Below are 19,213 nucleotides of genomic sequence, written 5' to 3'. Positions count from 1 at the left end.
GCCCTTACGCGTTCTCAGCGGCGCGCTCGGCCTTCTTGCGGTCGTTCGGGTCGAGGTGGACCTTGCGCAGGCGGATGTTCTTCGGCGTCACCTCAACGAGCTCCATGTCGTTGATGTAGCTGAGCGCCCGCTCGAGGCTCATGCGGATCGGCGGGGTCAGCTTCACCGCCTCGTCCTTGCCGGACGCGCGCATGTTGGTGAGCTGCTTGCCCTTGATCACGTTGACCTCGAGGTCGTTGCCCCGGGTGTGCTCGCCGATGATCATGCCGCGGTAGACCTTGATGCCCGGATCGATGAACATCGGACCGCGGTCTTCCAGGTTGAACATCGCGTACGCCACCGCATCGCCGTCGCCGTTGGAGATGAGAACGCCGGTGTGCCGGGTCGGGATCGCGCCCTTGTGCGGCACGTACTCGTGGAACACGCGGTTGAGGATGCCGGTGCCGCGCGTGTCGGACAGCAGCTCGCCCTGGTAGCCGATGAGGCCGCGGGTCGGCGCGTGCATGATGATGCGCGTGCGCCCGGCGCCCGACGGGTTCATCTCGACGAGGTCGGCCTTCCGCTCGGACAGCTTCTGGATGACCGTGCCGGAGTGCTCGTCGTCGACGTCGATCGTGACTTCTTCGATGGGCTCGAGGCGCGTGCCGTCCTCGGCCTGCCGCATCACGACCTGCGGGCGCGACACGCCGATCTCGAAGCCCTCGCGGCGCATGGTCTCGATGAGGATGCCGAGCTGCAGTTCGCCGCGGCCCGCGACCACGAAGGCCTCGCCGCCCTCGGTGTCGGTGACGCGCAGCGCGACGTTGCCCTCGGCCTCGGACATCAGCCGGTTGCGGATGACGCGGGACTGGACCTTGTCGCCCTCGGTGCCGGCGAGCGGCGAGTCGTTGACGCGGAAGGTCATCGCCAGCGTCGGCGGGTCGATCGGCTGGGCCGGGATCGACGTCGTCACCGCGGGGTCGACGATGGTGTCCGCGACGGTGCCCTTCAGGAGGCCGGAAATCGCGACGATGTCACCGGCGCGGCCCTCCTCGATCGGCTGACGCTCGATGCCGCGGAAGGCGAGCACCTTGGAGACGCGCCCGGTCTCCACGACGCTGCCGTCGCGGCGCAGGACCTTGACCGTCTGGTTCGGCCTCACGGTGCCGGAGGTGATGCGCCCGGTCAGGATGCGGCCGAGGAAGTTGTCCGCCTCGATCGTCGTGGCGAGCATGCGGAACGGCCCCTCCTCCACGCGCGGCTCGGGCACGTGCTTGACGATGAGGTCGAGGAGCGGGGCCATCGAGGGCTTCGCCGACGGGGTCGGCTCAAGGCTCATCCAGCCGTTCTTGGCCGAGCCGTAGACGATCGGGAAGTCGAGCTGCTCGTCGTCCGCGCCGAGCGCGTCGAAGAGGTCGAACACCATGTCGACCACTTCCTGGTGCCGCTCTTCCGGCTTGTCGATCTTGTTGATGGCGACGATCGGCCGGAGGCCCATCCTGAGCGCCTTGCCGAGCACGAACTTGGTCTGCGGCATCGGCCCTTCGGCGGCGTCGACGAGGATCACCGCGCCGTCCACCATGTTGAGGATACGCTCCACCTCGCCGCCGAAGTCGGCGTGACCCGGCGTGTCGACGATGTTGATGCGGGTCGGCGGCGTCGCCTCGCTCTCCCACTCCACCGACGTGACCTTGGCCAGGATGGTGATGCCGCGCTCCATCTCGAGCGCGTTGGAGTCCATGACGCGCTCGGCCACCTTCTGATTCTCGCGGAAGGCGCCGGACTGACGCAGGAGGACGTCAATCAGGGTCGTCTTGCCGTGGTCGACGTGCGCGATGATCGCGACGTTGCGCAGCGCGCGGGGTGCTGTGGTCATGAAGCCGGCCAGTGTCTGGGAGCGTGAAGGGGCTGACTGCCATGACCGAGCGCTTATGGCTAGCCCCAATCGAGCATGACAGTACTGCCGTAGCGCGAGGCGTCGCCCTCCTTGCACGGGAACGTTGCCGCACCGTCCGGGTTCATCCTCCCGTAAACGGAGACCGAAATGCGCCTGCCTCACATTTCCATGATCACCGCCGCCGCCCTCATCATCGTGCTGATCATCGTCCTGACCTGACCCGCCGTCGCCTCGATCGGGGCGTGACGGGGACGGGGCGCCCCGCCCGCTTCATCGCGGCACGGCGGCCTCGACGCGCGCCGGGACGGGCCGGCCGGCGCGCGGCGTGCGGCGCTTGAGCGCCAGGAACGGCCGCTCGATCACGCGCCAGGAGACCTCCGCGATCAGGACCGTCAGGCCGAGCCAGATGACGGTGCGCAGGATCGCCCAGGCGCCGACGTCGAGCGCCTGGAAGCCGGGAATGTAGGTGTAGCAGAACTGGGGCACGAAATAGTGCCAGACATAGAGCCCGTAGGAGATGCGTCCGACATGGACCAGCGCCGGGTGCGCCAGGATGTCGAACCGCCCGTCCGCCGCGATTGCGGACCGCACCGCGCAGAGGGCCGTGACGTTGACCAGCACCGGCAGGAAGACCCAGCGCAACACCCCGGACCCGCCGGTCCAGCCGACGACGTCCCCGAAGCTCCCCGTCGTCATGACGACGGCGACGAGCGATCCCCACAGGAGGGCGCGGCTGCCCGCCACCCTCTCCATGAACGCGAGCCCCGCCGCCCGCCCGCTCATCGACACCGCCAGGAGCGCGCCGGCCGCGAGGCTGTCGATGTTGCCGGGCAGGAGGACGATGGCGAAGGTCGTCCCCTCTATCGCCATGATCGCCCGATAGATCGGGGCCAGGATCACGCAGCCGGCGATCACCGGCAGCAGCCACCGCCGCGGCGCGAGCGCCACCAGAGGGAACCAGAAGAGGTAGAACTGCTCTTCCGTCGCCAAGGTCCAGAAGTGCCCTGCCCCGGTCCAGCGCTCCTGAAGCGCGATCTGCACGTTGCTCAGGTAGAACGCATGCCACGGCCATTCCTGGCGCATCGCGGCGAGCGCCAGGAGCGCGGTGAGGAGGATCGCCGCGTAGTAGGCGGGCGCCAGCCGCAGCGCCCGCCGCAGGTAGAACCGCGTCGCCAGCACCCCGGCAGGAGCCGTCCCGCGCTCCTTCAGAAGGATCGAGGTGATGAGGAAGCCGGACAGAACGAAGAACGACTTCACGCCGATCAGCCCGGGCGCGAACCCGCGGACCATCTCGTTGTAGGTGAAATGCTCGACCAGAACCAGGCACGCGGCGACCGCCCGCAACCCATCGAGCTTCGGATAGTACGGCAGGCTGCGCCCGGACGCGTCAGTCATGCCCGGCCACCCCGCTGCCGCATTGCGGGGGCACAGGCGTGATCACGTCCCATGCGAGCTGGGTGACGCTGCGCGACACCGTGCGGCGGAACGGCCCCCTCGTCGCGCTCATCATCGTGCTCGGCTTCGTCAGCGCGACACTGGAAGGTCTGGGCATAGGCCTCGTGATCCCGTTGCTGTCGATTATCGTCGGACCCGACGGCGCCGAGGGTGCCTCCGGTCTGTCGGCGCTCTTCAGTGGCATCGGCGCGGGTCTCGATCCCGGGACACGCCTCGTCGCGATCAGCGCCGTCATCTTCGCGCTCATCCTGATGAAGAACGCGGTCGGCTTCGCGAACGGGGTGATCAGCGGCTACGTCTACGGCAAGGCGAGCCACGCGATCCGGATCCAGCTGGCCGAGCGCCTCCTCAGAGTGGGCTTTCCATTCCTTCAGAAGCAGGATCCGGGGCGGCTCCTCAATATCATTTCTAATGAATCCTGGCGCGTGTCCGACGCGATCCAGACGACACTGTCGATGATCGTCAGCGCCTCCTGCGCCCTCGTCCTGACCATCTTCCTGCTGCTGCTGTCCTGGCAGATGACGCTGTCGGTCGCCCTCGGGCTCGTGGCGATCCAGGCGATCCACGCCCTCGTGACCGCCCGGGTGAAGGCGCCGAGCCGCGCCCTCACGGCGCGCAACAACACGATGGCCGCACGGATGCTGCACGTGGTGCACAGCGGCCAGCTCATCCGCATCTTCCGTCAGGAGGAGCGCGAGCGGGACGCCTTCGCGCGGACGTCGGACGACCTGCGCCACGCCGCGTTCGTGCTGCACCGGCGCCTGTCGGTGCTCCCGGTGCTGACCGAGGTGATGTTCGCCGGTCTCTTCCTGACGCTGGTGGTCAGCGCGTGGCTGGCGAACGTCAGCTTTCCGGTGATCGCGACGTTCGTCGTCCTCCTCTACCGCCTGCAGCCCTATGTCCGCGGCCTGCAGGGAGCGTGGGGGCAGCTGCGCGGCTGGTCCGGCTCCATCGAAGCGGTGCAGTGGCTGCTCGACCCCGCCGGAAAGCCCGAAGCGCCGGGCGGCACGCAGGACGTCGGCCCGATCACCGAGCGCATCGCCTTCCGCGACGTGCGCTTCGGGTACGGCGGCGAGACCGGCGGCGACGGCCTCGTGCCGGTCCTGCGCGGGGTCAGCTTCGACCTCAAGGCGGGGCGGTCGACGGCGCTCGTCGGGCGGTCGGGCGCCGGGAAGACGACGATCATCAGCCTCCTGTGCCGCCTCATCGAGCCCGACCGGGGCACGATCCTCGTCGACGACAAGCCGCTGTCGACCATCGACCCCGCCGCGTGGCGCAGCCGCATCGCCGTCGCCAGCCAGGAACTCGAGCTCATCGACGGCACGATCGCCGACAACATCACCTACGGAAAGCCGGGGGCGACCCGCGCGGAGGCGATGGCGGCGGCCCACCTGTCGGAGGCGGCCGAGTTCATCGAGGCGACGCCGGAGGGCTACGACACGCTGATCGGCTACCGCGGCGTCAACCTGTCCGCCGGCCAGCGGCAACGCATCGCCCTCGCCCGCGCGCTGCTCCTCGACCCGGACCTCCTCATCCTCGACGAGGCGACCAACGCCATCGACGGGCTGTCCGAGGCGGCGATCCTCGACACGCTCCGGGCCCGCAGCGGGCGCAAGACCACCGTCGTCATCAGCCATCACCGCAAGACGCTGTCGTCCTGCGACGACGTGATCCTGCTGCGCGACGGGCGCGTGGTGGACGAACTGCCGCTCGAACGGGTCGCGACGCTCGACATGGAGGCGCTCTACGACCTCGGCGCCGACGAGGCCTGCGACTGACGCGGGTCGGTCTGACACGGGCCGATCGGTCGGCGGCCGGACCGGGGTTCCGTGCCTCACGCCTCGCGGGGGCCGACCAGCTCGCGCCAGGCGCGGCGGCGCAGCGACGCCTCGCCGGCCGCCCGGCTCTCGTTCACGGAGGCGGTCCCGCTGGCCCACGCCCGCTTCAGCCGGCGCCGCCACGGACCACCGAGCACCCGCGGCCCGCTGTCGAGGTCGCCGCCCGCCATCGACGCGCGCACGAACGCTGCGATCCCCCGCACGTTGGCGACCGCGATCCGCCGGTTCGGGATGCGGAGGGCGCGGTCGAACGGCGCTCCGCCGCCGACCTCGCGCACCGAGCCGAAGAGCGTCCAGCGCACGTGGTTCATCAGGAACGGGGCGCGGCGCAGATGCTTGGTGTAGAGCGCCCCGTTGCCGAAGGCGTACGCCACGACCGCCTCGATCGCCGCCTCCCGGGTGCGCCGTCCGTGGCGGTGGCGCACCACCACGTCCGGCACGTACTCGACCGGGACGCCGTGCAGGAAGCTGCGCACGAGGTAGTCGGTATCCTCCGCCGAGCGGAAGCGGGCGCCGGCGCCAAAGCGCTCGTCGAAGGCGCCGATGTCGTGGACGACCTCGCGCGGGATCGTCATGTTGCAGCCGTGGATGAAGCCGCCCGGCGGCGTCTTGCGGTCGAGCCGCTCGACCTTGCCGGACAGCTTCAGCGTGACCGGCATGTCCCGCTCGTCGGCGAGCTCGACCCGGCCGCCGCGCACGACCGGCTCGCGGTCGTTCGCATAGTGGCGGCGCAGCCTTCGGAAGAAGTCGGGATGGAGTTCGCAGTCGTCGTCGACGAAGACCAGGAGGTCCCCCGACGCCAGCTGGAGCGCGGCGTTGCGCGCCCGGGCGAGGCCCTGCCGCGGCTCGGTGACGGTGACGACGCGGAACGGCGCCGCGTCGGCGAAACGGGCGATCACCGCCGGCGTCTCGTCGATGGACCCGTTGTCGACCACCACCACCTCGATGTCCCGCTCCCGTCGCTGGTCCGCCGCCGCGCGCAGCGCCGCGAACGCCTGCGCCAGCGCGTCGGCGCGGTTGCGGGTACAGATGATGACGCTGATGCGCCGGTGCCGGACCGGCCCGTAGGGGGACTGCGGCATCAGGGAGCGCATGCCGCCCGTCATGTGAGCGCCACCCCGCCGGCCGGGGTCCGGACCGGCCGCGCCCGCGCCGCGTCGATGCACCAGTCCATCATGTCCGACGCCGCGCGCGAGGCCGAGACGAGCGCCGGATAGCGGCTGAGCCCACCATAGATCGCCCGCTCCCGGCGGCGGATCAGCGACCAGCCCGCCGTCCGGTCGAGGAAGGCGGGGACGATGCGCGGGTTGTCGTGGTCGCACATCGTGCCGAACAGGAAGTAGAAGAACGTCCGCAGCCCGGCCGCGTAGGAGGCCGACGTCTCCGGCGGGCGCAGCGCGGCCTGCCGGCCGATCGCCTCCAGAAAGTCCGCGATCGGCGCGACCGACCCCGGTTCGACCTCGCTCGCCGCCGCCGCGAAGGCGGCGAAGTCGGCGTCGAAGCCGTCCGCCGCCAGCGTCTCGGTGACGATGCGCACGTGGGTCCGCCGCATCTCCGTCTTGTGCCGCTGCGACACGCTCCCCTCGTGGAGGCGGTAGGCGATGAGGCTCTCCTCGATCATCAGGGCGGGGACCTGCCCGGTCAGCCGGCGAAAGAGGTCGAAGTCCTCCGCGTGCGGGTAGGCCGGATCGTAGGCGAGCGCGGAGCCGGCCACGGCGCGGTCGAACATCACCGTCGGATGGATGAAGACGGTGAAAAACAGCGACAGGATGCCGAGGTCGCAGCGCCGGAACATCGGGTCGAGGTGGCGCTGCCGGAGCCGGTCGCGGCGGATCGTGTCGAACCCCGAGCCGCAGATGCCGAGCCCGGGCCGCGCCGCGAAGGCGGCGAGCTGGCGCTCGATCCGGTGCGGATAGGCAATGTCGTCTGCATCCATGCGCGCCACGTAGCGGCCGGTGGCGCGCCCGAGGCCCTCGTTCAGCGTGGCGACGAGGCCCCTGTTCTCGCGCGACACGAGGACGATCCGCGGATCCTCCGCCGCGTGCCGGCGCAGGATCGCCGGCGATCCGTCCGTCGAGCCGTCGTCGATGGCGATGATCTCGAGCTCGCGATGGGTCTGGTTCCGAAGGCTCCGCAGCGCCGCGTCGATGTAGGGGTGCGCGTTGAAAACAGGCAATACGATGGAAACGAGAGGCTGAACCATTTGCTTCCCCGACCTGCACAAGGCGCACGCGTGCGCACGTTGACCCGTCGAACGACGGACAGCGGGGAGTGAAATTTACTGATGAATGTGCGGAAGTTCGGCCTGAATTATGGAAAGTCTATGCCCATTCGAGGACGGCATTTTCAGAATGATGAACGCCGCCTCGGCAAGAATGCTTCGCATTCCGGGTGATTTAGAACAATCGCTCGATCAGGAGCCCGAGACCACCACCAAAATGCAGCCATCTTCCGAGAGACGCCGGACCTGGTGCGGCAGGTCCCCCCTGAACTGGGCCGAGTCGCCGGTGGCGAGTTCGACGACGCGGTCGGGAAAGCGCACCTCCACCGGACCGCGCACCACGTAGAGCAGTTCGTCGCCCCGGTGCTCCACCTTGTGGTCCTCGGGGAATTCCAGCGGCGGGAACATCAGGAACACCTCGAGGCCGGTCGACGAGGCGGCGCGGGTGAGGACTTCGATGTGGTACTCCTGATCCTCGACGGTAAGCCCGGCACGGTTGCCGGCGCGGGTCAGAAACACCGCCTCCTCGTTCTCGGCCGCGCCGAAGAGCTGGGCGGCGGACATGTCGAGCGCGCTCGAGATCCGCAGGACGACGGCGACGGACGGCACCTTCAGCCCCCGCTCCACGCGCGAGAGATAGCCCTTGTCCACGGCGGCGGCGAGGGCGAGCTGGGAGAGGGACATCCCCCGCTCGATGCGCGCCGCGCGTATGGCGCGGCCGAGACCCGCGGCGCTGGGCGCGGTGGAGGCGGTGGCGGGAGGGGTGTTGGCGGCGGCGTCGGACATCGGATCAGGCTGGTGCGGCGGCGGTTTCGGCGAAAAATGCGGTTCGGCGTGATGCGGGACCGTGCCCCGGGCCGGCCGGACGCCGCTCGGAGCACGTGACCGGGGAGGATATCCCGGCGCGACGGGGAGCGATCCGGTGGACACGAGGGAACACGGAGCGCTCGAACGGGCCGTCCGGCACGCCGGGCGCGGCATGCGGCGGGCGGGCCTCGCGGTTCCCGGCACCGCCGCATCGGCGAAGGGCTAGCGGCCCGCGGCTCACAGGTCCAGCGTGAGGCGGGGCGACCTTGAGCCGCCGACACAGATCATCATCGCCTCCGCCCGCTCGGACGGCTTCAGGACCCGGTCCGCATGGCGCGGCTCGCCGGACAGCACGCGGGTGCGGCAGGCGCCGCAGATGCCACCCTCGCAGGACGCGTCCACCGCGACGCCGGCGGCGCGGACGGCGGCGAGGACGGTCTGGCCGGGCTCGACCGTGAGCACCATGCCGGAGCGTGCAAGCTCGACCTCGAAGGGACCCGCGTCCGGCTCGATCTCCACCGGCGGCGGGACGAAGTACTCGCGGTGAACCCGGGCCGGGTCGAGCGCGGCGGTCGCCGCGTCGTAGTCGTCCAGGAAGCGGGCCGGGCCGCACGCGTAGAGGTGGGCCCCCTCGTCGGCCGCCTCGGCGGCGACGGCGGCGGCGATGCTGAGCCGCTCCGGCCCCGGGAGATGAAGGCTGGCGCGTCCCTCGCCCGCGAGCCGCGCGACGTCGGCCGCGAACGGCGCCATGTCAGCGGCGCGCGCCCAGAGATGGAGGTGAAAGTGCGCCCCCGACCGCTCCAGGTCGGCGACCATCGCCAGGAAGGGCGTGACGCCGATCCCGGCGGCGAGGAAGACGTGGCGCCGCCCGTCCGCCGCCAGCGGAAAGTTGTTGCGCGGCAGCGAGCAGGCGACCGTGTCGCCGACGGCGAGCGCGTCGTGGAGGTGGGCGGACCCGCCCCGGCTCTCCACCTCGCGCAGCACGGCGAGGCGCCAGCGGGTGGCCGCCTGCGGATCGCCGCACAGCGAGTAGGAGCGCGTCAGCCCGTTGGGCAGATGCAGGTCGACGTGCGCGCCGGCCCGGAACGGCGGCAGCGGCCAGTCGTCCGGGTCGGCGAGCTCGATGAGGCGCACGGTGGGTGTCAGCGCCTCGATGCGCCGCACCACCGTCTCGATGTGACGCGCCATCAGACCGGGGTGACGGTATCGCCCACGCGAACGGTGCCGCCCTCGAGGATCATGCAGTTGAGCCCGGAGCGATGGACGAGGCTGTCGAACGCGTCCTTGCCGGTGATCTCGTCGAGGTGCTTGCAGGGGAAGGAGAGCCGCGTCGCCTCCAGGAGGCACGAGCCAAGGCGGAACTGGCGGTTTACGAGGTGGTTCAGCGGCACGTCCTTCACGGTGACGTTGCGGCGGTGCTCCTCGGGGGCGAGTTCGATGTCGAAATCGCGCTTCAGCGCCGCCAGCGTCTCGATCTCGAAGAGGGTGATCTGGCGGCCGATCTCCGGCTTGTCGGAGTAGAAGCCGGTCTCCAGCATGTAGCGGTCGCCCTCGATGCCCTTGCCGGCGACGAGGGTGATCTCCTGCCGCGACTGCATCGGCAGGAACGCGCGCGGACACACGTGCAGGTGCAAGACTTCGCCGCTGAACATCGGCCATTTCTCCATCGTTGCCTTCGTTGCCTAGAAAGCAACACGTGGGCCAGTTGTCCAGCGTCAATGCGAGACAACCGTTGCCTAGAATTCCTCCAATGTTTGCGGCTTGGCACGCCTGTTGCGACGTATTTCAACGCGAAACGCCGGTGGCCACCGCTCAAGCCGCTCGCGGATTTGCTCATTAGGCAACTGTTGTCCAAACCTGGGGCAACCCGATCAGGGAGACGGCACATGACCGCTCTGAAGACCCTCTGGCGGCGCACCGCGATCGCCCTCGCCGCGACGGCGACCCTTTCGACCGCAGCGCTCGGCGACGAGGTGCACTGGCAGATGGCCGGCACCTTCCCGAGCTCGCTGCCCCAGCTCGGCACGCTGGGCAAACGCCTCGAGACGCAGATTGCCGAGATTTCGGGCGGCGAGATCGAGATCCGCTTCTACGAGCCGAACGCCCTGGTCCCGCCCCTCGAGGTCTTCGACGCGGTCTCCGTCGGCGCCATCGACTCGGCCTTCTCCACCCCCGGCTTCTGGGCCGGCAAGGTCCCCGGCCTGCAGGTGTTCGGCGCCCTCCCCTTCGGTCCGGCCGCGCCGGAGTACATGGCCTGGTTCTATTTCGGCGGCGGCAAGGCGATCTTCGACGAGATCTACGCCAAGCACGGCATCCACTCCGTCATGTGCGGCATGCTCGCCCCCGAGGGTTCCGGCTGGTTCCGCGAGGAGGTGCCGAACGCCGAAGCGATGGCCGGCATGAAGCTGCGCTTCTTCGGCCTCGGCGCCAAGGCGCTCGAGAAGCTCGGCGTCTCGGCCCAGCTCCTCGCCGCGCCGGACGTCTACCCGGCGCTGGAGCGCGGCGTCATCGACGGCCTCGAGTTCGTGCAGCCGGCCATCGACCTCAACATGGGCTTCTGGCAGATCGCCAAGCACTACTACTTCCCCGGCTGGCACCAGCAGGCGACCTTCTTCGACCTGATGATCAACCAGCAGCGCTGGGACGCCCTGAACGACATGCAGAAGGCGCAGATCGAGAGCGTGTGCGGCGACAACGTGCGCTACGGCATCGCCGAGGGCGAGGCGATCCAGTTCGACGCGCTGAACGAGCTGCAGGCCAAGGGCGTGACGCTGCACCGCTGGTCGGACGAGGACCTCGCCAAGTTCAAGGCCGCCGTCGACGAGGTGTTCGCCGAGCAGGCCGCCGCCGACCCGGACTTCAAGCGCGCCTTCGAGAGCTTCACGGCGTTCCGTGAGAACTACAAGATCTGGCGCGACCTCGGCTACCTGAACTGACCGTGGCCCGTCTCCTTGCCGTTGCCGGCGCGCTGGACCTCCTGGTCCGGCGCGTTGGCCAGGTCGCGGCCTGGCTCGCCGTCGCCCTGATGCTGGTCATCGTCTTCGACGTCATCACCCGGCACTTCCTGGTGCTCGGCTCCACCAAGCTGCAGGACCTCGAATGGCACCTGCACGCCGCCCTCTTCCTGCTGACGCTCGGCTACGCCTATGTCGAGGGCGCGCACGTGCGCATCGACATCCTGCACGCCCGCTTCGGCCCCCGGACGGCCGCATGGGTCGAACTCCTCGGCGCGACGCTGATGCTGGCGCCGTTCTGCCTCGTCGTCCTCTACTACGGCTACGCCTTCTGGGAGCGCTCCTTCATGATGGACGAGGGCTCGGCCTCGCAGACGGGGCTGCCGCATCGCTGGGTCATCAAGGCCTTCCTGCTGTTCGGCTTCGGCTTCCTCTTCCTGGCGGCACTTGGCGCGGCCTCGCGCAGCCTCGCGATCCTCCTCGGCGCCCCCGCCGGACCGACGCACCCCGAGCATCAGGAGGTCGGCCTATGATGGCGATGGCCCAGTACGGCCCCGGCCTGTCGCTCTCGATGCTGGCGGTGCTGATGGTGCTCCTCTTCACCGGCTTCCCGGTGGCCTGGTGCCTCGCCGGCGTCGGGCTCGTCTATGCCGGGCTCGGCATGCTGCTCGACGTCTTCAACCCCATGCAGCTCTTCCTTGTGGTGAGCCGCATCTGGGGCGGCGTGGCGGAGAACCTCGTCCTCGTCGCCGTGCCGATGTTCATCTTCATGGGGGTGATGCTGGAGCGCTCGGGCGTCGCGCGCAGCCTCCTCGAGATCCTCTCGATCCTGCTGCGGCGCGTGCCCGGCGGCCTCGCCCTCGCCGTGGTGCTGATGGGCACGATCATGGCGGCCACCACCGGCATCGTCGGCGCCTCGGTCGTGATGCTGGGGATGCTCGCCCTCCCCGTGATGGCCGAGCGCGGCTACGACAAGCCGACGACCGCCGGCGTCATCGCCTCCTCCGGCACGCTCGGCATCCTCATCCCGCCGTCGATCATGCTCGTCATCATGGCGGACCTGCTGGCGATCCCGGTCGGCGACCTCTTTACCGGCGCGGTCTTCCCGGGGCTCGTGCTGGCGGGGCTCTACGCGATCTACATCATGGTCGTCGGGGTCCTGCGCCCGCGCGCGATGCCGCGCGAGACGGAGCCGTGGCGGGGGTCCGCGGGCGAGCTCGTCGTCCTTCTCCTCAAGGGCTTCGTGCCGCCGACCCTGCTTGTCGCGCTGGTGCTCGGCTCGATCGTCATGGGCTGGGCGACACCGACGGAGGCCGCCGGGGTCGGCGCGTTCGGGGCGACGGTGCTGGCGATCGTCAACCGCTCGCTCACCCCGCGCCTTCTCACCGAGGTGGTCTGCGAATCGGCGCTCACCAACGCGATGATCTTCGGCATCCTGTGCGGCGCGGCGATCTTCTCCTACGTCTTCCGCGCGATGGGCGGGGATGACGCGATCCTGGAGACCATCGCGGCGCTCGACCTCCACGACTGGCAGCTCCTCGCGCTGCTGATGGGCATCATCTTCCTGCTCGGCTTCTTCTTCGACTGGCTGGAGATCACGCTCATCATCCTGCCCGTCTTCCGGCCGATCGTGATGATGCTCGACCTCGGGACCATGGTGCCGGCGGAGAGCCTGCTGTTGTGGTTCGCGATCATCGTCGCGGTGAACCTGCAGACGTCGTACCTGACGCCGCCCTTCGGTCCGGCGCTCTTCTACCTGCGCCAGGTGGGCAAGGACACGCTGACGCTCGGCGAGATCTACCGCGGCATCATCCCGTTCACGCTGCTGCAGCTTCTGGCGCTGGTCCTGTGCATCGCCTTCCCGGCGCTGGTCCTGTGGCTGCCCTCGGTGTCGAACTAGGCAGCGCCGCGAGGGGCGCCGCTCTGCCGGGCAGTACCCCGCCCGGCTATTCGGCGGCGGGAGCCTCCGGCGCCGCTTCCGCCGGCCCGGGCGCCGCGTTCGCCGGCTCGGGCGCCGGTCCGTCGCTGCGCGCGGCGATCGGCTTCGGGGCGGACCCGTCGTCCGTCCCGTCGGCGCCGCCGTCCAGCCGGCCCATCCAGTCCAGCGAGGAGAACCAGTAGGCGCGCGCGGCGCCGAGGCGCCCGTTGGCGGTGTTCTCGGCGACCCAGGCGTTCAGCACGGAGAGGAGATCGTCGGCCCCCGGCGCGACGGCGAACCCCTCGACGGTGCCGAACAGCGGATCGCTGCCGATGCCGTATTTCTCCGGATCCTGCGCCAGCAGGAAGTTCGGGTAGGGATCCGGCAGGATGGCGCCGTCCACCTCCCCGTCCCGGAGCGCGTCGCGCACGGCGTTGTCGTCGCCGAAGCGCACGATACGGGCGTTGCTGAAGACCCCGGCCGCAAACGTCGCCGCGGGCGAGCCGCCGGTCACGCCGACCGACATCTCGGACACGTCGTACTCGCCGTCGATGGCATCCGGCGGCAGCGCGTCCATGTCGACTACGAGGAAGTAGTCCGTCGAGCCGTAGGGGTCCGAGAAGCGCACGCTGCGGGCCCGCGCGGCGGTGATCGAGTAGGCGGAGACGACGACGTCGCACTGCGCCTCCGCGAGGCAGCGGGGAAGCTCGTCGTACGGCACCTCGACGAACTCAACCGCCACGTCCAGCGCGGCGGCGACGTCCGACGCGACGTCCACCTCGAAGCCGAGGAGGTCGCCGTCCGCGTCGCGGCCGAGCCAGGGCAGGAACGTCTCCTCGGCGACCGCGACGCGGATGGAGCCTCTCGCGCCGATGTCCCCCAGCGTCCCGTCGGTCTGGGCGGCGGCCGGAGCGCCGGCCCCGGCGAGGGTCGGCAGGAGGACGAGCGCCAGCCGGGCGGCGGCGCGATGGGGCGCGATCATGAGACTCCTCGCGTGTTCAGGCGGTGAACGTCACCGCTCGCGCCGGCCGCCCCCTCCGTGGGGTGGCCGGAAGGCTTCCGGACGGCCGCGCGAACCGCTGTCCGCGCGCCGTCCCTCCCGGTGCGAGCGCGGCGGAACGCGGCCCGATTGCGGAGCGCGTCGTCCGGACCGTTCCGCCCGGGTCCGGCGATCGGGCCGCCCGGCGTGGGGCGGACGGTCCCGGCCCGGACGCCCTGCGTGGGGCGGGCGCCCCCCGTCCGGGCGTCCCGCATGCGGGGGCCGGCCCCCGTGCGGCGGTCGTCCGGCGTGGGGAGGCCGTCCTCCATGCGGCGGCCGGCCGGCGTGGGGAGGCCGTCCTCCATGCGGCGGCCGGCCGGCATGGGGCGGGCGTCCACCGTGCGGCGGCCGGCCGGCATGGGGCGGACGCGGACCCGGTCCCCAGTGGGGCGGTCGGTGCCCCGGAGGCGGACGCCAGCCCGGCGGCCGGTGATGCGGCGGACGATAGTAGGGCGGACGGTCATTCCAGTATCCCGGCCCCCGGTAACGCGGCGCACGATAGATCGGATAATTGTCCCAGAACAGGGGAACGCCGATCACCGTCGCGATACCCGGCAGCGCGTTGCCGTAGTAGCGCCCCTGCACCGCGTACTGCAGGTAGTTGCCGGAGACGTAGCCGCGGTAGTCCGCGTAGCTGACGTCACACCAGGAATAGCCGCTGTTGCAGGAATTGACGAACACCTCCGCACCGAACGGGACGGTGAGCATCACCTGATACCCCGTCCCCGGTCCGGTTCGCATGTTCACGTTCGCAGACGTTGTCGCCCGGGCTGCGGCCAGTGCATCGTCACTCACGAAGCCAGCCAACGCCAACGCAAGAACTGCCCGTGCCATTTGACGCATACTGAACCCTTACACCTTGTATCCAGGCCCCTTAGATATGCGCGACATCGGCGCGGTGCAACGGCGGGCGCCCCGGGGAACCCGCTGTAATACTTGTATTGACGCCGACATGCGGAAATAAAAACTTGGTAACGCCGAGCTTTATTCAGCGGCAGTTCAGATAAGCTGGAGGACCTTCCGACGGGTCACGCGCCGACGCGCCCCCGGGGCCGCGTCGGGCACGTCCGTACCGAATGGGCCGCCGGTGGGCGGAGGCCCGGCGCCTCAGTCGGCCGACTTTGCCGGTGTCGCCGGCGCCGCCGCCGGCTCCGGCATGGGCATCGGCACCGCGGCCGGGTCGAAGGCGGACGGATCGTCGATGAGCTGGAGCAGCACCGGGTAGGAAATCGATGGATCGGCTCCCGGCTCCTCGGGATCGATGATCTCGTGGCCCAGGCCGAATTTGGCCGGGAAAGTGTAGCTCGTCACGTCCGCCCCGTCGGCGATCCAGCGGTCCACCACGCGGTCCGTCACGCGGTTGGAGACCGCCGTGTCGGCGTCGTTCATGACGACCACGATGTCACCCGCCGCGGGCGAGCCCTTCGCCGCCTGCTCGGCCACCGCTTCGCCGAGGCGCATGATCTGCCCGGTGCCGCGGGTCGACTGGCGCACGTAGGCGTGGGCCATCCCGCCCTGGAAGTTCTCGCGCTGGGCCGGGTCCTTCCAGATCGTGAAGTCCGGCAGCACCAGCATCGCCCGCATCGCCGCCGAGTTGGTCCACGGCCCGGTGCCGCCGAGGCCGAAGAACGGCGCGACCAGCACGGCACGGTCGACGTCCGACCGGTTCTGCGCCACCCACCCGGCGATGGTGCCGCCGGCGGAGATCCCGAGGAAGACGACCTCGTCGCCCAGCCCGGCGGCAGTGTCGACCACCTTGTCGGCGAACTCGGCCAGCTCCTCGGCGGTGATCTTGCCGAGCGTGTCGGACGCGCGGTCGGCGTAGCCGTTCTGCGGCATCCGCACGACGAGGACGTTGTCGCCGCGCTCGTGCAGCAGCGGCGCGAAGTCGACGTAGGCGTGCGGGCAGCTCGACACGCCGTGGAGCAGGACGACCACCCGCTTCGTCTTCTCGCCGTGGCTGAGGACGTAGGGGTCGCACAACGGGTTCAGCGGCTGGGACGAGGGCAGCAGCTCGGTCTCGAACGTCTTCATCGCCGCCTCGTAGTCGGCGGCCGGGGCGGGGTGGGAGACCAGCCTGGACGTGCCGAGCGGCATCAGGAAGAGGGCGACGACGGCCAGCGCCACCAGTGCGACGCACACCCCGAGCGAACGCAGCCAGCCGAGAAAGATCGCCAGGACGCCGACGACCACCAGGAACGCGATCGCCGCGCCGGCCAGCCCCATCGCCGTGCGCTGCTCGACGGACAGGGGTCCGATCCACTCCATAATTTCGGTCATGATCGGAACACCGCGCGGATAGAATTGAAGGCCTGGGCTTGCGGGCGGCACTATGCGGCACCGCCGACTGTGAGCCTACCCGATTCTGATCTTGCGCACCGCTGCCTGCTGGGACGAAGGTGCGACCGTGACGAGGCGACAACGACAGGACGCGCCAGTGGATCCCGACACCGACGCGCCACGCGCCATTTCCCCGGCGTCACGGGCCGAGAAGAAGGCACCGCCGGTCTTTTCCGGTTGGGGCATCCTCGTCGGCTCCCTCCTCGCCTCCGCCTCTCTCACCCCGTCGCTGGTCCCGCGCGACGCGCTGATGCAGGGCCTCGTCGCCGGGGCGGTGTTCGCCATCGGCTACGGCGCGGCCATCGCCTGCCTGATGCTGTGGCGCTGGCTGGAGCTCTACGAGCCGCCCCGGCGCCACTCGCTGCGCTGGGCGGTGCTCGCCGCCGTCATCGGCATCGCCGTCTACGCCTTCACCCTCTACAAGACGACCGAATGGCAGAACGCCATCCGCGCGCTGATGCAGATGGCCCCGGTCGAGGAGCGCCACCCGCTCGTCGTCAACGGCATCGCCATCGGCACGGCGGCCGCGCTGTTCCTCGTCATGTGGCTGCTGCGGCGCGTGTTCTTCATGGTCTCGCGGCGGCTCCACGTCGTCATCCCGCCGCGGCTCGCCATGGTGATCGGCCTCGTCGCGGCCTTCGGCGCCGCCTTCCTGGTGGTCGACGGCGTCGTCATCCGCTTCGCCTTCCGGTCGCTCGACCAGACCTACGCCGCGCTCGACCAGCTCATCGAGCCGGACTCTGTCCGCCCCGGCGAACCCTGGCGCACCGGGAGCGCCGAATCCCTCGTGCCCTGGACGACGCTCGGCCGCGACGGGCGCCGCTTCGTCGACGGCCTCACCATGGAGGCCGACCTCGCCGCCTTCTGGAACGGTCCGGTGAAGCAGCCGCTGCGCGTCTACGTCGGCCTCGGCTCGGGCGACGACCCGACGGAACGGGCCCGGCTCGCCCTCAGGGAGCTCCAGCGCGTCGGCGCGTTCGAGCGGGACGTCCTGATCCTCGCCCTTCCCACCGGCACCGGGCACATGGACCAGGGCGCCATTTCATCGCTGGAGTACCTGCGCAAGGGCAACGTGGCGACGGTCGCCATCCAGTACTCCTACCTGCAGAGCCCCTTCTCGCTGATCTTCGAGCCAGAGGCCGGCGCCTCCACCGGCCGCGCCCTGATGCGCACGGTCTACGACTACTGGACGGACCTGCCGGACGAGACGCGGCCGAAGCTCTACCTCTACGGACTCTCCCTCGGCGCCCTCTCCTCGGAGCGTTCGGTGCGCCTCCACGAGGTGATCGGCGACCCGTTCAACGGCGCGCTGTGGTCCGGCCCGCCGTTCCTCGGCCCCATCCACCGCGAGATCGCAGAGTACCGCGACCCCGGCTCGACCCAGTGGCTGCCCGCCTTCGAGGAGGGCGCGCTGGTGCGCACCATGAACCAGTTCGAGGTCACCACGCCCGACGCACGCTGGGGTCCCTTGCGGATCATCTACTTCCAGCACGCCAGCGACCCGATCGTCTTCTTCGACTATTCGCTGTTGTGGCGCCGGCCGGACTGGCTCGACGCGCCGCGCGGGCCGGACGTCGTCGGCACCATGAACTGGTACCCGATCGTCACCGCGCTTCAGGTCGCCGCCGACATGGCCGTCTCGACCCACGTCCCGCGCGGCTTCGGCCACGAGTACGCGGCCAGCCGCTATGTCGACGCCTGGACCATGCTCACCGACCCGGACGTCTCCGCCGACGACATCGCCCGGCTGAAGGCGCACTTCGATGAGTGAGGCCGCCGCGAAGGGCATGCGGGCGCGCTGGCGTCGCGCCCGCCGGTGGCAGCGCGTCCTGGCGCTCGCGGCGGCGACGGTCGTCGTGCTGGTGCTGGCGCTCGGCGTCCACACCTTCGGGCGCCTGCAGGGCTGGTTCACCGAGCGGGTGACGCCGCAGCGGCTGAGCGCGCTGCTGTCGCCTTCCTACGTGATCGCCAAGCCGGACGGCGCCGGCCCGTTCCCGACCGCGCTGCTCTACCACGGCTGCGACGGCGCGAAGGACAACATGGAGCGCTGGTCGAGGGCGCTGGTCGAGCATGGCTGGGCCGCGGTCGTGGTCGACAGCAACACGCCCCGTCACTACACCGACTTCGCCACCTGGCGCCTCGTCTGCGCGGGCCAGCTCCTGCCGGGGCCGGAGCGGGCGGGCGACATCCTGGTCTCCATGGCCGACGCCATGGAGCTGCCGTTCGTCGACGCCGACCGGATGGCGCTGATCGGCATGTCCCACGGTGGCTGGTCGATCATGGAGCTGATGACGCTCGACCTCGGCCGCGAGCGCCCCACCAACCTGACGCGCCTGCCGGAGCCCGGCGCCTCGATCCTCGACGGGGTGAAGGCCAACATCCTCGTCTACCCCTGGTGCGGCCTCGCCAATCAGGCGCGGTTCGACACCTGGCGCAACGGTGCCCCGGTGCTCTTCATCCTCGCCACCGCCGACATCATCGCGCCGATGATAGAGTGCCAGTTCGTCGCCGACAGCCTGAAGGCCGCGGGCCATCCGGTGGAGACCGTCGTCTTCCAGGGGGCCACGCACGGCTTCGACCAGCAGGACCGGTCCGAGTTCAGCCCCCTCGTCTTCGATCCCGAGGCCACCGCGGACGCCATCGCCGGGGCGCTCGACTTCCTCGACCGGGCGATCGCGGATCCGGCCTCCTGAGCCGGTCCGGGGCGCGGCCGGCCCCGGTCCGCGCCGCCGCCGTCCGCCACCAACGAACGCGGAGACAAGACG

General features: G+C 70.2%; 16 protein-coding genes. 6 read left to right on the top strand and 10 right to left on the bottom strand.

From position 1 onward, the window contains the following. Window positions 1-4: 4 nt before the first annotated feature. Both typA and DLJ53_RS25610 read right to left on the bottom strand, forming a co-directional pair. Window positions 5-1,855, bottom strand: coding sequence for a translational GTPase TypA (gene typA / locus DLJ53_RS25615; protein ID WP_111350544.1), 1,851 nt, complete (start codon window positions 1,853-1,855; stop codon window positions 5-7). Between the two features lie 291 nt (window positions 1,856-2,146). After that, window positions 2,147-3,271, bottom strand: coding sequence for an acyltransferase family protein (locus DLJ53_RS25610; protein ID WP_111350543.1), 1,125 nt, complete (start codon window positions 3,269-3,271; stop codon window positions 2,147-2,149). A gap of 38 nt (window positions 3,272-3,309) precedes the next feature. On the opposite strand from DLJ53_RS25610, the gene DLJ53_RS25605 reads away from it, so the two are divergent. Continuing rightward, window positions 3,310-5,109 (top strand): ABC transporter ATP-binding protein, encoded by a 1,800-nt coding sequence (locus DLJ53_RS25605; protein WP_202913348.1) that lies wholly within the window; start codon window positions 3,310-3,312, stop codon window positions 5,107-5,109. A gap of 56 nt (window positions 5,110-5,165) precedes the next feature. On the opposite strand, the gene DLJ53_RS25600 is transcribed toward DLJ53_RS25605, so the two are convergent. From DLJ53_RS25600 to DLJ53_RS25580, 5 genes are all read right to left on the bottom strand, one after another. Then, window positions 5,166-6,263, bottom strand: a complete 1,098-nt coding sequence (locus DLJ53_RS25600; RefSeq protein ID WP_202913347.1) for a glycosyltransferase family 2 protein — start codon at window positions 6,261-6,263, stop codon at window positions 5,166-5,168. Between the two features lie 8 nt (window positions 6,264-6,271). Continuing rightward, the gene (locus tag DLJ53_RS25595; RefSeq protein WP_111350541.1) at window positions 6,272-7,372 is read right to left on the bottom strand and encodes a glycosyltransferase family 2 protein; all 1,101 of its coding nucleotides are present in this window, start codon (window positions 7,370-7,372) and stop codon (window positions 6,272-6,274) included. Between the two features lie 210 nt (window positions 7,373-7,582). After that, the gene (locus DLJ53_RS25590; protein WP_162409544.1) at window positions 7,583-8,176 is read right to left on the bottom strand and encodes a helix-turn-helix domain-containing protein; all 594 of its coding nucleotides are present in this window, start codon (window positions 8,174-8,176) and stop codon (window positions 7,583-7,585) included. A gap of 258 nt (window positions 8,177-8,434) precedes the next feature. After that, window positions 8,435-9,385 carry a PDR/VanB family oxidoreductase gene (locus tag DLJ53_RS25585; RefSeq protein WP_111350537.1) on the bottom strand — a complete coding sequence of 317 codons (951 nt, stop codon included), beginning with the start codon at window positions 9,383-9,385 and terminating at the stop codon, window positions 8,435-8,437. Then, window positions 9,385-9,849, bottom strand: a complete 465-nt coding sequence (locus DLJ53_RS25580) for an MOSC domain-containing protein (RefSeq protein ID WP_202913346.1) — start codon at window positions 9,847-9,849, stop codon at window positions 9,385-9,387. Before DLJ53_RS25580 ends, DLJ53_RS25585 begins: the two co-directional genes overlap by 1 nt. A gap of 234 nt (window positions 9,850-10,083) precedes the next feature. Here DLJ53_RS25580 and DLJ53_RS25575 point away from each other — a divergent pair, with 234 nt between their 5' ends. Genes DLJ53_RS25575 through DLJ53_RS25565 form a run of 3 tightly spaced genes read left to right on the top strand, consistent with a single transcriptional unit; the run spans window position 10,084 to window position 13,051 of the window. Then, window positions 10,084-11,133, top strand: coding sequence for a TRAP transporter substrate-binding protein (locus tag DLJ53_RS25575; RefSeq protein ID WP_111350533.1), 1,050 nt, complete (start codon window positions 10,084-10,086; stop codon window positions 11,131-11,133). 2 nt (window positions 11,134-11,135) lie between these two features. Then, window positions 11,136-11,684 (top strand): TRAP transporter small permease subunit, encoded by a 549-nt coding sequence (locus DLJ53_RS25570; RefSeq protein WP_111350532.1) that lies wholly within the window; start codon window positions 11,136-11,138, stop codon window positions 11,682-11,684. After that, window positions 11,681-13,051: a TRAP transporter large permease gene (locus tag DLJ53_RS25565; RefSeq protein ID WP_226577186.1), complete on the top strand. Its 1,371-nt coding sequence runs from the start codon at window positions 11,681-11,683 to the stop codon at window positions 13,049-13,051. The genes DLJ53_RS25570 and DLJ53_RS25565 overlap by 4 nt, the downstream gene beginning before the upstream one ends. Window positions 13,052-13,097: 46 nt before the next feature. Here the strand turns inward: DLJ53_RS25565 and DLJ53_RS25560 are convergent, their stop codons facing one another. The 3 genes from DLJ53_RS25560 to DLJ53_RS25550 form a co-directional block, all read right to left on the bottom strand. Beyond that, window positions 13,098-14,051, bottom strand: a complete 954-nt coding sequence (locus tag DLJ53_RS25560; protein WP_111350530.1) for a substrate-binding periplasmic protein — start codon at window positions 14,049-14,051, stop codon at window positions 13,098-13,100. Window positions 14,052-14,081: 30 nt separating this feature from the next. Beyond that, complete coding sequence (locus DLJ53_RS36715; protein ID WP_162409542.1) at window positions 14,082-14,849, bottom strand: SH3 domain-containing protein; 768 nt, start codon at window positions 14,847-14,849, stop codon at window positions 14,082-14,084. A 366-nt stretch (window positions 14,850-15,215) separates the two neighbouring features. Further along, complete coding sequence (locus DLJ53_RS25550; protein ID WP_111350527.1) at window positions 15,216-16,388, bottom strand: alpha/beta hydrolase; 1,173 nt, start codon at window positions 16,386-16,388, stop codon at window positions 15,216-15,218. Between the two features lie 157 nt (window positions 16,389-16,545). Between DLJ53_RS25550 and DLJ53_RS25545 the strand changes: the two genes are divergently transcribed. After that, window positions 16,546-18,219, top strand: a complete 1,674-nt coding sequence (locus DLJ53_RS25545; protein ID WP_111350525.1) for an alpha/beta hydrolase — start codon at window positions 16,546-16,548, stop codon at window positions 18,217-18,219. Further along, entirely contained in the window at window positions 18,212-19,141 is a 930-nt protein-coding gene (locus DLJ53_RS25540) for a dienelactone hydrolase family protein (protein ID WP_111350524.1), read from the top strand. The genes DLJ53_RS25545 and DLJ53_RS25540 overlap by 8 nt, the downstream gene beginning before the upstream one ends. Window positions 19,142-19,213: the final 72 nt, after the last annotated feature.

The sequence above is a fragment of the Acuticoccus sediminis genome (genome assembly GCF_003258595.1).
Lineage (GTDB): Bacteria > Pseudomonadota > Alphaproteobacteria > Rhizobiales > Amorphaceae > Acuticoccus > Acuticoccus sediminis.
Note: the sequence above shows the minus strand (reverse complement) of the source record. Positions and strands in the feature narration are given on the sequence as shown.